14 protein-coding genes and 1 pseudogene are annotated in these 14422 nt (G+C 62.4%); 12 read left to right on the top strand and 3 right to left on the bottom strand.

Annotation, left to right across the window (positions count from 1 at the left end; translation table 11 throughout):
* Window positions 1-14 precede the first annotated feature (14 nt).
* From lpdA to CAG41_RS17445, 6 genes are all read left to right on the top strand, one after another.
* Window positions 15-1451: a dihydrolipoyl dehydrogenase gene (lpdA, locus tag CAG41_RS17470; RefSeq protein WP_085577744.1), complete on the top strand. Its 1437-nt coding sequence runs from the start codon at window positions 15-17 to the stop codon at window positions 1449-1451.
* Window positions 1452-1651: 200 nt separating this feature from the next.
* Complete coding sequence (sucC, locus tag CAG41_RS17465; protein WP_085577743.1) at window positions 1652-2818, top strand: ADP-forming succinate--CoA ligase subunit beta; 1167 nt, start codon at window positions 1652-1654, stop codon at window positions 2816-2818.
* Window positions 2818-3702, top strand: coding sequence for a succinate--CoA ligase subunit alpha (gene sucD / locus CAG41_RS17460; RefSeq protein WP_011333119.1), 885 nt, complete (start codon window positions 2818-2820; stop codon window positions 3700-3702). The genes sucC and sucD overlap by 1 nt, the downstream gene beginning before the upstream one ends.
* Before the next feature lie 379 nt (window positions 3703-4081).
* Complete coding sequence (gene brnQ, locus CAG41_RS17455) at window positions 4082-5395, top strand: branched-chain amino acid transport system II carrier protein (protein ID WP_085631181.1); 1314 nt, start codon at window positions 4082-4084, stop codon at window positions 5393-5395.
* 207 nt (window positions 5396-5602) lie between these two features.
* A complete protein-coding gene (locus CAG41_RS17450; protein ID WP_085577741.1) occupies window positions 5603-6340 on the top strand; it encodes a DUF599 domain-containing protein in 738 nt (245 codons plus the stop codon).
* Entirely contained in the window at window positions 6340-6741 is a 402-nt protein-coding gene (locus CAG41_RS17445; RefSeq protein WP_085640238.1) for an MAPEG family protein, read from the top strand. The genes CAG41_RS17450 and CAG41_RS17445 overlap by 1 nt, the downstream gene beginning before the upstream one ends.
* An 86-nt stretch (window positions 6742-6827) precedes the next feature.
* Here the strand turns inward: CAG41_RS17445 and CAG41_RS17440 are convergent, their stop codons facing one another.
* On the bottom strand, window positions 6828-7064 hold the full coding sequence (locus CAG41_RS17440; protein ID WP_065260459.1) for a hypothetical protein: 237 nt from the start codon (window positions 7062-7064) through the stop codon (window positions 6828-6830).
* Between the two features lie 157 nt (window positions 7065-7221).
* Here CAG41_RS17440 and CAG41_RS17435 point away from each other — a divergent pair, with 157 nt between their 5' ends.
* From CAG41_RS17435 to CAG41_RS17420, 4 genes are all read left to right on the top strand, one after another.
* Window positions 7222-7698: a PaaI family thioesterase gene (locus tag CAG41_RS17435; protein WP_085656702.1), complete on the top strand. Its 477-nt coding sequence runs from the start codon at window positions 7222-7224 to the stop codon at window positions 7696-7698.
* Window positions 7695-8144 (top strand): PaaI family thioesterase, encoded by a 450-nt coding sequence (locus CAG41_RS17430; RefSeq protein WP_085577738.1) that lies wholly within the window; start codon window positions 7695-7697, stop codon window positions 8142-8144. The genes CAG41_RS17435 and CAG41_RS17430 overlap by 4 nt, the downstream gene beginning before the upstream one ends.
* Before the next feature lie 81 nt (window positions 8145-8225).
* On the top strand, window positions 8226-10127 hold the full coding sequence (htpG, locus tag CAG41_RS17425) for a molecular chaperone HtpG (RefSeq protein ID WP_085577886.1): 1902 nt from the start codon (window positions 8226-8228) through the stop codon (window positions 10125-10127).
* A gap of 67 nt (window positions 10128-10194) precedes the next feature.
* Window positions 10195-10923 (top strand): dienelactone hydrolase family protein, encoded by a 729-nt coding sequence (locus CAG41_RS17420; protein WP_085577737.1) that lies wholly within the window; start codon window positions 10195-10197, stop codon window positions 10921-10923.
* A gap of 179 nt (window positions 10924-11102) precedes the next feature.
* On the opposite strand, the gene CAG41_RS17415 is transcribed toward CAG41_RS17420, so the two are convergent.
* Window positions 11103-11966: a pirin family protein gene (locus tag CAG41_RS17415; protein ID WP_085631183.1), complete on the bottom strand. Its 864-nt coding sequence runs from the start codon at window positions 11964-11966 to the stop codon at window positions 11103-11105.
* A 60-nt stretch (window positions 11967-12026) separates the two neighbouring features.
* Complete coding sequence (locus tag CAG41_RS17410; protein ID WP_085577735.1) at window positions 12027-12443, bottom strand: OsmC family protein; 417 nt, start codon at window positions 12441-12443, stop codon at window positions 12027-12029.
* A 319-nt stretch (window positions 12444-12762) separates the two neighbouring features.
* On the opposite strand from CAG41_RS17410, the pseudogene CAG41_RS29195 reads away from it, so the two are divergent.
* A pseudogene (locus CAG41_RS29195) lies at window positions 12763-13485 on the top strand (MCP four helix bundle domain-containing protein); the annotation flags it as partial.
* 39 nt (window positions 13486-13524) lie between these two features.
* A complete protein-coding gene (locus CAG41_RS29190) occupies window positions 13525-14388 on the top strand; it encodes a methyl-accepting chemotaxis protein (RefSeq protein WP_371857688.1) in 864 nt (287 codons plus the stop codon).
* The last annotated feature ends 34 nt before the right edge of the window (window positions 14389-14422 follow it).

Below are 14422 nucleotides of genomic sequence, written 5' to 3'. Positions count from 1 at the left end.
AGAGGATTTTTTGAATGTCGCAGAAATTTGACGTAGTAGTGATCGGCGCGGGCCCTGGCGGCTACGTGGCTGCCATCAAGGCCGCACAGCTGGGCCTCACCACTGCCTGCATCGAGAAGTACACCGATGGCGAAGGCAAGCTGGCCCTGGGCGGCACCTGCCTGAACGTAGGCTGCATTCCTTCCAAGGCGCTGCTGGACAGCTCCTGGAAATACAAGGAAGCGAAAGAGAGCTTCAACGTCCACGGCATCTCCACCGGCGAAGTCAAGATGGACGTCGCCGCGATGGTCGGCCGCAAGGCCGGCATCGTCAAGAACCTGACCGGCGGTGTTGCCACCCTGTTCAAGGCCAACGGCGTCACTTCGATCCAGGGCCACGGCAAACTGCTGGCCGGCAAGAAAGTCGAAGTCACCAAGCCTGACGGTTCGGTGGAAGTCATCGAAGCCGAGAACGTGATCCTGGCTTCCGGCTCCCGTCCGATCGACATTCCGCCGGCTCCGGTCGACCAGAAAGTCATCGTCGACTCCACCGGCGCCCTGGAATTCCAGACCGTGCCTAAGCGTCTGGGCGTGATCGGCGCCGGCGTGATCGGCCTGGAACTGGGTTCGGTCTGGTCGCGTCTGGGTGCTGAAGTCACCGTCCTGGAAGCCCTGGACACCTTCCTGATGGCCGCGGACACCGCCGTTTCCAAGGAAGCGCTGAAGACCCTGACCAAGCAGGGCCTGGACATCAAGCTGGGCGCCCGCGTGACCGGCTCCAAAGTGACCGGCGACGAAGTCGTCGTGAACTACACCGACGCCAACGGCGAACAGTCCATCACCTTCGACAAGCTGATCGTAGCCGTCGGTCGCCGTCCGGTGACCACCGATCTGCTGGCCGCCGACAGCGGCGTGACCATCGACGAGCGTGGCTTCATCTTCGTTGACGACCACTGCGCGACCAGCGTGCCGGGCGTTTACGCCATCGGCGACGTGGTTCGTGGCATGATGCTGGCGCACAAGGCGTCGGAAGAGGGCATCATGGTCGTCGAGCGCATCAAGGGCCACAAGGCTCAGATGAACTATGACCTGATCCCTTCGGTTATTTATACTCACCCGGAAATCGCGTGGGTCGGCAAGACCGAACAGGCCTTGAAAGCCGAAGGCGTTGAAGTTAACGTCGGCACCTTCCCGTTCGCGGCCTCCGGCCGTGCCATGGCGGCCAACGACACCGGCGGTTTCGTCAAGGTCATCGCCGACGCCAAGACCGACCGCGTCCTGGGCGTGCACGTGATCGGCCCGAGCGCTGCCGAACTGGTTCAGCAGGGCGCGATCGGCATGGAATTCGGCACCAGCGCTGAAGACCTGGGCATGATGGTATTCTCCCATCCGACCCTGTCCGAAGCCTTGCACGAAGCTGCTTTGGCCGTGAATGGCGGCGCCATCCACGTGGCCAACCGCAAGAAGCGTTAAGACACAATAAGAAACCACGGCGGTATCGGCCCGTCGTGAGCCTTGCGTGCAAGACTCACCGCGGAATGTCCGCTGGACGCAGTCTTGCGTAGCTGCACCGGGTATCCGGAAAGGCTGCGCAAGCAGCAGTCACAGGTGGCGCGGCACTCATAAAGAGCGCAGCGCCGAATGCGCAGTACCTAACGAAGACGGTAAAAAGCATGAATCTTCACGAGTATCAGGGTAAGCAGCTGTTCGCTGAGTACGGCCTGCCAGTATCCAAAGGCTACGCGGTAGACACCCCGGAAGAAGCGGCAGAAGCTTGCGACAAGATCGGCGGCAACGAGTGGGTCGTCAAAGCCCAGGTTCACGCCGGTGGTCGCGGTAAAGCGGGCGGCGTCAAGCTGGTTCGCAGCAAAGAAGACGCCAAGGCCTTCGCACAGCAGTGGCTGGGCAAGCGTCTGGTGACCTACCAGACTGACGCCAACGGTCAGCCGGTCACCAAGATCCTGGTTGAATCGTGCACTGATATCGCTAAAGAGCTGTACCTGGGCGCTGTCGTTGACCGTTCGAGCCGCCGCATCGTGTTCATGGCTTCCACCGAAGGTGGCGTGGACATCGAGAAGATCGCTCACGACACTCCAGAAAAAATCCTGAAGGCCACCATCGATCCGCTGGTCGGCGCTCAGCCGTTCCAAGGCCGCGAGCTGGCGTTCCAGCTGGGTCTGGAAGGCAAGCAAGTTGCCCAGTTCGCCAAGATCTTCACCGGTCTGGCCAAGCTGTTCAAGGATCACGACCTGGCCCTGCTGGAAGTGAACCCGCTGGTGATCAAGGCCGACGGCGACCTGCACTGCCTGGACGCCAAGATCAACATCGACGCCAACGCAATGTACCGTCAGCCTAAGCTGAAGACCTTCCACGATCCGTCGCAAGACGATCCGCGCGAAGCGCACGCCGCCAAGTTCGAACTGAACTACGTGGCCCTGGAAGGCAACATCGGCTGCATGGTCAACGGTGCCGGCCTGGCCATGGGTACCATGGACATCGTCAACCTGCACGGCGGCAAGCCAGCCAACTTCCTCGACGTAGGTGGCGGCGCGACCAAAGAGCGCGTGACCGAAGCGTTCAAGATCATCCTGTCCGACAGCAACGTCGCTGCAGTGCTGGTCAACATCTTCGGCGGCATCGTTCGCTGCGACATGATCGCCGAAGGCATCATCGGCGCCGTGAAAGAAGTCGGCGTGAAAATCCCGGTTGTTGTTCGTCTTGAAGGCAACAACGCTGAACTGGGCGCTAAAGTACTGGCAGAAAGCGGTTTGAACATCATCGCTGCTACCAGCCTGACCGACGCTGCTCAACAAGTCGTTAAAGCTGCGGAGGGCAAGTAATGAGCGTCCTGATCAATAAAGACACCAAAGTAATCTGCCAGGGCTTCACCGGCGCGCAGGGTACTTTCCACTCCGAACAAGCCATTGCCTACGGCACCAAGATGGTTGGCGGCGTGACTCCAGGCAAAGGTGGCACCACTCACCTGAACCTGCCTGTGTTCAACACCGTGAAAGAAGCTGTAGAAGCCACCGGCGCCACCGCCAGCGTGATCTACGTTCCGGCTCCTTTCTGCAAGGACTCGATCCTGGAAGCGGCTTTCGGCGGCATCAAGCTGATCGTCTGCATCACCGAAGGCATTCCTACCCTGGACATGCTGGACGCTAAAGTTAAGTGCGACGAGCTGGGTGTTACCCTGATCGGCCCTAACTGCCCAGGCGTGATCACTCCGGGCGAGTGCAAGATCGGCATCATGCCTGGTCACATCCACTTGCCAGGCAAGGTCGGTATCGTTTCCCGTTCCGGCACCCTGACCTACGAAGCTGTGAAGCAGACCACCGACGCCGGTTTCGGCCAGTCGACCTGCGTCGGCATCGGCGGTGACCCGATCCCGGGCTCCAACTTCATCGACATCCTGAAGTTGTTCCAGGAAGACCCGAAGACCGAGGCGATCGTGATGATCGGCGAGATCGGCGGTTCGGCTGAAGAAGAAGCGGCTGCCTACATCAAGGCCAACGTGACCAAGCCGGTTGTTTCCTACATCGCTGGTGTGACTGCTCCTCCGGGCAAGCGCATGGGCCATGCTGGCGCAATCATCTCCGGCGGCAAAGGCACTGCAGACGAGAAATTCGCTGCGCTGCAAGACGCAGGCGTGAAAACCGTGCGTTCGCTGGCGGACATCGGCAAGGCCCTGGCCGAGCTGACTGGCTGGGAAGTGAAGAAGTAAGCTTCGGCTGACCTTCTAGCTCCAGCAAACAAAGGCCACCTTCGGGTGGCCTTTGTCGTTGTGGGGATCCGGATCGACTCTGGGGCCTGAGAAGACGCCGGTTGGGCGCATTTCAATTCGTCAGCGTGATGGCGATTTATAAGCATCTGTCCAATTACATGCAAAAACGCGACACAGAAACGTCGCGTATCGGATAGTTCGCCCTCAAACAGTGCGTTTGTCAGACAAATTCGTTAGGCTAGCAGCCATTTTTGCGTCTGCCGCCCACAAGGCATGCAACGCGCTAAACGGGTCAGTCTCATACGGACTGACAGCATTTCCCTCACCCAACAGGGAAATCCCTCTCTAAATTCCGATTCAGTAGTGTGGTATTTCCTTGATGAAAGTTTTGAAAGGCCAGGACATTCTGGCACTTGGCTTCATGACATTTGCCCTGTTCGTCGGGGCCGGCAACATCATTTTCCCGCCTATCGTCGGCCTGCAGTCCGGCCCCAACGTCTGGATGGCGGCGCTGGGCTTCCTGATCACGGCAGTCGGCCTGCCGGTGATCACCGTCGTGGCGCTGGCCAAGGTCGGCGGGGCGATGGATTCCTTGAGCAGCCCGATCGGCAAGATCGCCGGCGGACTGCTGGCGGCGGCCTGCTACCTGGCGGTGGGCCCGCTGTTCGCGACCCCGCGCACCGCGACCGTGTCCTTTGAAGTGGGCCTGGCGCCGTTGACCGGCGAGAGCCCGCTGGCGCTGTTCCTCTACAGCTCCGTCTACTTCCTGCTGGTGTTCTTCATTTCGCTCTATCCGGGCCGCCTGCTGGACACCGTGGGGCGCTTCCTGGCGCCGCTGAAGATCATCGCCCTGGCGGTGCTCGGCATCGCCGCGTTCGCGCTGCCGGCCGGCGACATCGGCCAGGCGACGCCTGAATACGTCGCGGCGCCGTTCTCCCAAGGGTTCATCAACGGTTACCTGACCATGGATACCCTCGGCGCGCTGGTGTTCGGCATCGTCATCGTCAATGCGATCCGTTCGCGCGGCGTCGAGTCGCCGGCGCTGATCACCCGCTACGCGGTGATCGCCGGTCTGATCGCCGGCGTCGGTTTGGCGCTGGTGTACGTCAGTCTGTTCCGCCTCGGCTCCGGCAGCCATGAAGTCGCGGTTGGCGCGACCAACGGCGCGGCGGTGCTGCATGCCTATGTGCAACACACCTTCGGTTCGCTGGGCAGCGGCTTCCTCGCGGTGCTGATCTCCCTGGCGTGCCTGGTGACCGCCGTGGGCCTGACCTGCGCCTGCGCCGAGTACTTCAGCCGCGTCGTGCCGCTGTCCTACAAGACCCTGGTGATTATCCTGGCGGCGTTCTCGCTGCTGGTGTCCAACCTGGGCCTGACCAAGCTGATCGCGTTCTCGATCCCGGTGCTGACCGCCATCTACCCGCCGTGCATCGTGCTGGTGGCCCTGAGCTTCTGCAAAGATTTCTGGCATGAGCACGGCCGCATCCTGGGTCCTGTGATGCTGGTGTCGTTCCTGTTCGGCACCATCGACGCGCTCAAGGGCGCCGGCCTGGCCGACTGGATGCCGTCGCAGCTGGCGCACCTGCCGCTGAGCGAGCAAGGCCTGGCGTGGCTGGTGCCGTGCGTGATGACGCTGGTGGTCGCCGTGGTGTGCGACCGTCTGCTGGGCAAGCGCAGCGAAGCGATCGCCTGACGCTGACCGGCCCGCCAAAAGCGGGCCTTGAGCGATTCAACAGAAATGCCCCGCATCAAAAGATGCGGGGCATTTTTTATGGGCGTGAGGCCGTGTCTTTTTCCTTGAGCTAACGTCGAAGCACTGCAACGCATTCCTGCGGGAACCTGCCGGCAGGCCGGCTCCCGCCGGAAACCGGTACTGCGCTCATACTCCACAGGGAATTGCATGTCGTTCATCCAAGCCAACCTGATCCACCTGCTCGCCGCGCTCTGGTTCGTCATCTGCTGGGGCGGCTATACCCGCTACGCCACCTGGAAGGGCCGCGACACCGCGTGCCTGGCCAGCGTCCTGCACCTTTACCGCGAAGACTGGATGCGCCGCATGCTGCTGCGTGACAACCGCATCGCCGACGCCAGCGTGATCGGCAACCTGGAGCGCAACGCGTCGTTCTTCGCCTCCAGCACCCTGATCATCTTGGCCGGCATCCTCACCGTGCTCGGCGCGTCCGAGCGTGCGGTGTCGCTGTTGGCGGACATCCCGATGGTGCAGCAGGCGTCCCAGGGCATGTCGGAAATCAAGCTGCTGTGCCTGGCGCTGGTGTTCGTCTATGCCTTCTTCACCTTCAGCTGGTGCATGCGCCAGTACAACTTCGCCGCGGTGCTGGTCGGCTCGGCGCCGATGATCGGCGAGCGGCAGGTGTCGGAGCAGGAGCGCAAGGCGTTCGCCTCGCGGGCGGCGCGGGTGATTTCGATGGCGGCGAACCAGTTCAACTTCGGGCTGCGCTCTTACTACTTCGGCATGAGCATGCTGGCCTGGTTCGTCAGCCCATGGCTGTTCATGTTGATGAGCGCCGGTGTGGTGCTGGTGCTGTATCGCCGGGAGTTTCACTCGGACGTCCTCGACGTGATGGTCTATACCCCTACAGAGGCACCATCGCCCGAGGCAACCAAAGAGGCCGCTTGATGAGTATTCCGTTCTGGTGTGTGTTTATCAGTGCGCTGCTGATTTATGTGGCGCGCATGCCGGTGGCCAAGGCCATGAAGGAGCAGGGCGGCTACGACAACCACCAGCCGCGCCGTCAGCAGGCGCAGCTGACCGGGTTCGGCGCCCGGGCGCTGGCGGCCCACCAGAACAGCATCGAGGCGTTCATGCTGTTTGCGGTGGGGGTGCTGATGGCGCACACCACGCAAACGGCCGGATGGCTGATCGATACGCTGGCGATCGTCTTCGTGATCGCCCGAGTGGTTTACTTGTTGTGTTATTGGGCCGATCTGGCCTGGCAGCGCAGTCTGGTCTGGGTGATCGGTTTAGTGTGTTCCTTGTTGCTGATGATCAGTCCGACATTCAGGACAGTTTTGCTCTAACAAGGCACTTCGGCGTATGGCCGGAACATGACAGGCAAAAGAAAACCCGCACTTGGCGGGTTTTCTTTATTGCGGCGAAGAGCAGGTCATTGCTTCTTGGCGGCTTCGTCTGCGGCGGCTGCGTTCGATTCAGCCTGATCTTTGGCGGCTTCGGCGTTTTCTTTTGCCGCTTCGTTCACTTTATCCTGAGCTTCATTCATTTTCTGCTGAGCTTGTTCAGCGTGTTGGTTGGCATCTTGAGCTTTGTCCTCGGATTTTTTATCGCAGGCGGCGAGACCGAGGGAAGCGGTCAACATCAAGGCAATAGCTAAAGTCTTACGCATGGGGTGTTTCTCCTGGTGGAAAAGAACTACTGGCCTTAAGAACGCGCTGCCCAAGGTTAAGTTCCTCATTTCCCACAGATATATAAGTTTGTTATGAGAAGGAACTTTTCCTGTTCTTTCCAATACTGGCGACAGGCACTGACGAGAGCATTTATCCATGGGCGAAAACCCCGTTTTCGAGCGAGCGACAAGATTTCTCTCGGCCCTGCGCCACTGCCAGGTATTGGGGCTGCGCGTGCACAGCGCCGACAGCGAAGGCCTGACCGTGCTCTTGCCGTACAGCGCAAGCATCGTCGGCAACCCGCAGACCGGCGTCATCCATGGCGGTGCCCTGACATCGCTGATGGACACCGCGTGCGGCATGGCCACGCTGTGCGTGCTCCCGGAATTCGAAGTGTGTCCGACCCTCGACCTGCGGATCGACTACATGCACGCCGCGCAGCCGCACAAGGATGTCTATGGTTTTGCGCAATGCTACCGGGTCACCACGGACGTGATCTTCGCCCGGGGCTTCGCCTACCAGGACGACCCGCAGCAGCCGATCGCCCACGTCGTCGGCACGTTCATGCGCATGGGCAAGGGGCTCAAGGGCACCCAGGGCTTCGGCGGCAAGATCAAGGGGGAGGGGCAATGAGCGACCTCAAGCAACAACTGGAGCAGGCCCACGCGCAGGGCGACTACGCGCCCTTGCTGAAGCTGATCCCGTATGCCGGGCTGATCGGCATCGAATGTTCCCGGGTCGGCGACGAACTGCTGTTCCGGCTGCCGGCCAACAAGGACAACATCGGCAACCCGCTGCTGCCGGCGATCCACGGCGGGGTGATCGCCGGGTTCATGGAACTGGCCGCGGCCCTGCACCTGCTGATTTTCACCGGGGCGCCCGGCGTGCCGAAGATCATCGACTTCTCGCTCGACTATCTGCGCGCCGGGCAGTTTCGCGACACCTGGGCCAAATGTCAGGTCTGCCGCCAGGGCCGGCGGGTGGCGAACGTAGCCGTCACGGCCTGGCAGACCACCGAAGGCGAACCGATCGCCACGGCCCGCGCACACTTCAAGATCGATGACCCCTTGAAATCCTGACGCGCGTCCCCAACTCAGAGAACAACCCGCCGCCGACCGGCAAGGTCGCGGCCAATGCCATCTGATTGGAGTTTGATGACCATGAGTGTGGAAACTCAAAAGGAAACCCTGGGCTTCCAGACCGAGGTAAAGCAGCTGCTGCACCTCATGATCCATTCGCTGTATTCCAACAAGGAAATCTTCCTGCGCGAATTGATCTCGAACGCCTCCGACGCCGTGGACAAGCTGCGCTTCGAAGCGCTGGCCAAGCCTGAGCTGCTCGAAGGCGACGCCGACCTGAAAATCCGTGTGAGCTTCGACAAGGACGCCAAGACCGTCACCCTCGAAGACAACGGCATCGGCATGAACCGCGACGACGTGATCACCCACCTGGGCACCATCGCCAAGTCGGGCACCGCCGATTTCATGAAGAACCTCACCGGCGACCAGAAGAAGGACTCGCACCTGATCGGTCAGTTCGGCGTCGGTTTCTACTCGGCGTTCATCGTCGCCGACAAGGTCGACGTGTACAGCCGCCGTGCCGGCACCGCCGCCAGCGAAGGCGTGCACTGGTCGTCGAAGGGCGAGGGTGACTTCGAAGTCGCCACCCTCGACAAGGCCGAGCGCGGCACCCGCATCGTCCTGCACCTGAAGTCCGGTGAAGACGAGTTCGCCGACGGCTGGCGCCTGCGCAACATCATCAAGAAGTACTCCGACCACATCGCGCTGCCGATCGAGCTGCCGAAAGAGGCTGCCGCCGCCGAAGGCGAAGAGAAGCCGGCGCTGGAGTGGGAAACCGTCAACCGCGCGAGCGCCCTGTGGACCCGTCCCCGTACCGAGATCAAGGACGAGGAATACCAGGAGTTCTACAAGCACATCGCCCACGACTTCGAAAACCCGCTGAGCTGGAGCCACAACAAGGTCGAAGGCAAGCTGGAATACAGCTCGCTGCTGTACGTGCCGGCCCGCGCGCCGTTCGACCTGTACCAGCGTGAAGCGCCGAAGGGCCTGAAGCTGTACGTCCAGCGCGTGTTCGTGATGGATCAGGCCGAATCGTTCCTGCCGCTGTACCTGCGCTTCATCAAGGGCGTGGTCGACTCCAACGACCTGTCGCTGAACGTGTCGCGGGAAATCCTGCAGAAAGACCCGATCATCGATTCGATGAAGTCCGCGCTGACCAAGCGCGTGCTGGACATGCTGGAGAAACTGGCGAAGAACGAGCCTGAGCAATACAAAGGCTTCTGGAAGAACTTCGGTCAGGTCATGAAAGAAGGCCCGGCCGAAGACTTCGCCAACAAGGAAAAGATCGCCGGCCTGCTGCGCTTCGCTTCGACCAACGGCGACGACGAGCAGATCGTCGGCCTGGCCGACTACCTGGCCCGTGCCAAGGAAGGTCAGGACAAGATCTACTACCTCACCGGCGAGTCCTACGCGCAGGTCAAGAACAGCCCGCACCTGGAAGTCTTCCGCAAGAAAGGCATCGAAGTGCTGCTGCTGACCGACCGCATCGACGAGTGGCTGATGAGCTACCTCAGCGAATTCGACGGCAAGGGCTTCGTCGACGTGGCTCGGGGTGACCTGGACCTGGGCAGCCTGGACTCGGAAGAGGACAAGAAGGCCGCGGAAGAAGTCGCCAAGTCGAAGGAAGGCCTGGTCGAGCGCCTCAAGACCGCCCTGGGCGAGTCCGTGGCCGAAGTCCGCGTTTCCCACCGCCTGACCGATTCGCCGGCGATCCTGGCCATCGGCGAACAGGACCTGGGCCTGCAGATGCGCCAGATCCTCGAGGCGAGCGGGCAGAAGGTGCCGGATTCCAAGCCGATCTTCGAATTCAACCCGAACCACCCGTTGATCGAGAAGCTCGACAGCGAGGCCAGCGAGGAACGTTTCGGCGACCTGTCGCACATCCTCTTCGACCAGGCGGCCCTGGCCGCCGGCGACAGCCTGAAAGACCCGGCCGCCTACGTGCGCCGTCTGAACAAGCTGCTGGTCGAGCTGTCGGCTTGACCCCAACCTGAATAAACCCGCTTCGGCGGGTTTTTTCATTCCGGCGTTTAATCATCAGGAGTCAGAAATGAGCCAAATCACTGTGCGTTCCGTGGTCTATCAGATTGACGGCCAGGCCTATGAAGGCCGGTTGGCGTTCGACGCAGAACACAAGGGCACCCGTCCGGGCCTGTTGATGGCACCGAACTGGATGGGTGTCAGTGCCGGGGCCGAAGAGATCGCCAAGTCAGTGGCGGCCAAGGGCTATGTGGTGCTGATCGCCGACGTGTACGGGCAGGCCGTGCGTCCGCAGAACGCCGATCAGGCGGGCGCGGCGATGATGCCGCTGAAGAACGACCGGGCCTTGCTGCGCAAGCGTCTGCAGGTGGCCTTCGAACAATTGCAGAAGCAGGGCGAGGCGGCGGTGGACACCGCGAAGCTGGCGGTGTTCGGCTTCTGCTTCGGCGGTTGCTGCGCCCTGGACCTGGCCCGCACCGGCGCGCCGGTGAAGGCGGCGGTGTCGTTCCACGGCACACTGGATTCGCCGAACCCGGCGGACGCGAACAACATCAAGGGCTCGGTGCTGGTGCTGCACGGGGCGTCCGACCCGCTGGTGCCGAAGGAGCAGTTGCCGGCGTTCGAGGAGGAGATGAACGCGGCGGGCGTGGACTGGCAGTTGCTCAGCTATGGCGGCGCGGTGCACTCGTTCACCGACCCGCACGCCAATGTGCCGGGCAAGATGATGTACGACGCGAAGACCGCTGCGCGGGCGTTCAAGTCGATGCATGACTTGCTGGACGAAGTGTTCAAGGCCTGACCTGGCCTTCAAAACCGGTAGACCGGCTTTCGCAGGGAATTGCAGGTTCGCATCGCAAAGTACTGTGGGAGCCAGCCTGCTGGCGATGAGGCCAGTACCGTCGATGCTTCGGCGCCTGTCCCACCGCCATCGCCGGCAGGCCGGCTCCCCCAGGGGCCTTGCCTGCAAGCGCTCAAGACCTACGGCAATTCGATCCGCTCGGTTTCCCCCTGCACCGTCGGCCAATCCCCGGCCGCCCACTTGCGCCGTGCCTCGTCGATCGCCGCCGGATCGCTGGCGACGAAGTTCCAGTTGATCCGCCGAGGCCCGTCCAGCGATGCGCCGCCGAACAGCACGGCATGGGTGTCGCTGTCGGCGAACAGGCTCATTTCCTCGCCGGGCGGCAGCACCGCCAAGGCATGGGGCTCCAGACTCTCGCCATTGAGCTGCACATCGCCGCTCAACACGTACACCGCCCGCTCTTCGTGTTCGGTGGGGATCAGCAGCGTGGTCGCGGTCTGCATCTTCAGTTCCGCGTACAGCGTCGGCGACAGCACCGGCACCGGCGATTCAAGGCAGAAGCCTGAGCCGGCGATCATGCGGATCTGCACGCCCAGGCTGTCGCTGACCGGCAGCGTCGCCGCCGGGTGATGGCTGTAGTGCCCCGGCCCGTGTTCGTGGTGCTTGGGCGACGCCAGCCAGATCTGCAGGCCATGCATCTTGAAGCTTTGCTCCCACAGCGGCGCAGGCGTGCGCTCGACATGGGCGATGGCGCTGCCGGCGGTCATCCAGCTGACGTCGCCGGCGCTGACCACCTGATCGGAACCCAGGCTGTCCTTGTGCTGGATCTGGCCTTCAAACAGATAGGTGAGGGTCGACAGGCCGATGTGCGGATGCTGGCGGATGTTCATGCCTTTGCCGGCCGGGTAGACGGTCTCGAGCATGTGGTCGAAAAACACGAAAGGCCCGACGCTGCGGCATTTGGCCGACGGCAGCGGGCGCAGGATCGGCTGCCCTTCGACGTCTTCGGCGCGCGGGCGGATGATCAGCGGTTGCTTGTCCATGGTGCGTTCCAGGCTGGGCGGGTGACGCGAGGAGCATAACCCGCCGCGCACCCGGGAGGATCATTGGCTGTCGAAGCCTTGCGGCGCGTGGGTTTCGATGCTGACTTCGCTGGTGGTCATCAGTTTGTGGATCGGGCAGCGGTCGGCGACCCGCAGCAGTTCCTCGCGCTGGGCATCGGTGAGCACGCCCTTGAGGGTGAGGGTGACATGCAGGGCGTACTTGCCTTTCTGCTCCTGGCTGTTGTCGCGTTTGACTTCGACGCCGACGCCGGTCAGCGGAATGTCCTTTTTCTTGGCGTACAGCTTCAGGGTCAGGGCCTTGCAGGCGCCGAGGGCGGCGTCGAAGTAATCGTGCGGCTCGGGAGCGGAGCCTTCGCCGCCGACGCTTGCGGGCGCATCGGTGAACAATTCGTGGTCATCGATCTGGACGGTGTGGCGAAAACCTTCGGCGGAGACGGTATTGACGGTGACAGTCATGGGAACCTCGCAAGCGGTGGGAAAAGCCATTCGATCAAAAAGAACCTCGCAGGTATAGAACATGTGTGCTGAGTCGGCGTTCCACTTTATTGTCGTCGCGTAAGTTGGCGACGACATCGCATGAACCTTCCTATAGTGAACGTGCGGCGAACGGCGCTGAAGTCCGGGTAACCGTCGCTGAATCGTTCATGCCGAGGGTTCGAAGTATCAAGGCCTTTTGATATCACTTTTTCGTCTTACGCAAATTTCCGCCGGGCCGATACCTTCTAAAGCAGCCAGCTGCAGGGTTGATGCAGCGCTTTTGGAAGGAACCAGAGCAATGAGTATCCGTAGCCTCAATATCGCCCCTCGGGCCGGCCTCGGTTTCGGGGTGCTGGCGCTGATGGTGTTTGCGCTCGGGGCGTTCGCCCTGCTGCAGATGTCGAACATGCGCGCCCAGTCCGACGAGGTCGACAACAATTGGCTGCCCAGCGTGATGGCGGTCGGCGAGATGAGCCAGGACATGCTGCGCCTGCGGGCGCTGACCATGCGTCTGCTGCTCAACCGCGACCCGCAGGCGCTGGCGCAGAACGTCGCCAAGCTCAACGAGCTGCGCGGCGTGCTGAGCGAAGCCCAGCAGCGCTACGACGCCTTGATCGTCCTGCGGGAGGAGCGGGCGCTGTTCGACCGGTTCAAGGTCGCCGAGCACAAGTACCTGGAGTTCCAGGCGCAGGTGATGGCGCTGTCCGCCCAGGACAGGGTGGAAGAGGCGGCGGCCATCCTCAATGGCCAGATGAGCCCGTTGGCGGACGACATCGCCGTCACCCTCAGGGAACTGGTCGAGCTGAACAAGCACAACGCCAACCTCGCCACCGAGGCGGCGCGGCTGGTGTTCATCAATTCACGGGTGTGGGTCGGCGTGATGATCGGCATCACCGCGCTGATCACCGTTGCGCTCGCGCTGTTGCTGACCCGCAGTATCGTGCTGCCGCTCTCGCAATCGCTGAACGTCGCGGAGGTGGTGGCCGGGGGCGACCTGACCGGCGACATCAGCGTGTCCGGCAAGGACGAGCCGGCACGGCTGCTGCACGCGCTGCGCAGCATGCAGCACAGCCTGCGCGATACGATCCGGCGCATCTCCGAATCCTCCAGTCAGCTGGCGTCGGCCTCGGAAGAATTGAGTTGCGTGACCGAAGACGCCACCCGCGGCCTGCATCAGCAAAGCCTGGAGATCGAGCAGGCCGCCACGGCGGTGAACCAGATGACGGCGGCCGTCGAGGAGGTGGCCAGCAACGCCGTGGCCACGTCCGAGGCGTCGCGGGAGTCCGACCGGATCGCCCAGCACGGCCGCGAGCAGGTGCAACAGACGGTGTCCTCCATCGAATCCCTGGCCGAGGACGTCACGGCCAATGCGACACAGGTCGAAGACCTGGCCCAGCAGGTCTACAGCATCAGCAAGGTGCTGGATGTGATCCGCTCGATCGCCGAGCAGACCAACCTGCTGGCGCTGAACGCGGCCATCGAGGCAGCCCGCGCAGGCGATGCCGGGCGCGGTTTCGCGGTGGTGGCGGATGAGGTGCGGGCGCTGGCCCATCGCACCCAGCAGTCGACCCAGGAGATCGAGCAGATGATCGGCGGCATTCAGCAGGGCACGGATGCGGCGGTCAGTTCGATGCAGCAAAGCAACCTGCGCGCCCGCTCGACCCTGGAGCTGGCCAAGGCCGCCGGCACGGCGCTGGAGGAGATCGCCTCGGCGTTCGCCCGGATCAACGAGCGCAATCTGGTGATCGCCAGCGCGTCGGAGCAGCAGGCGGCGGTGGCGCGGGAGGTCGACCGCAACCTGATGAACATCCGCGACCTGGCGATGCAGACCTCGGCCGGGGCCAACCAGACCAGTGCCGCCAGTCAGGAGCTGTCGCGGCTGGCGGTGGACCTGAACAACATGGTGGCCAAGTTCTCGGTGTGATTCGCCAGGCCCGGCGGGAGCAAGCGCCCTCGCC

The sequence above is a fragment of the Pseudomonas sp. B35(2017) genome (assembly GCF_002113645.1).
GTDB lineage: Bacteria > Pseudomonadota > Gammaproteobacteria > Pseudomonadales > Pseudomonadaceae > Aquipseudomonas > Aquipseudomonas ekonensis.
This window is presented reverse-complemented; position numbering and strand designations above follow the sequence as displayed.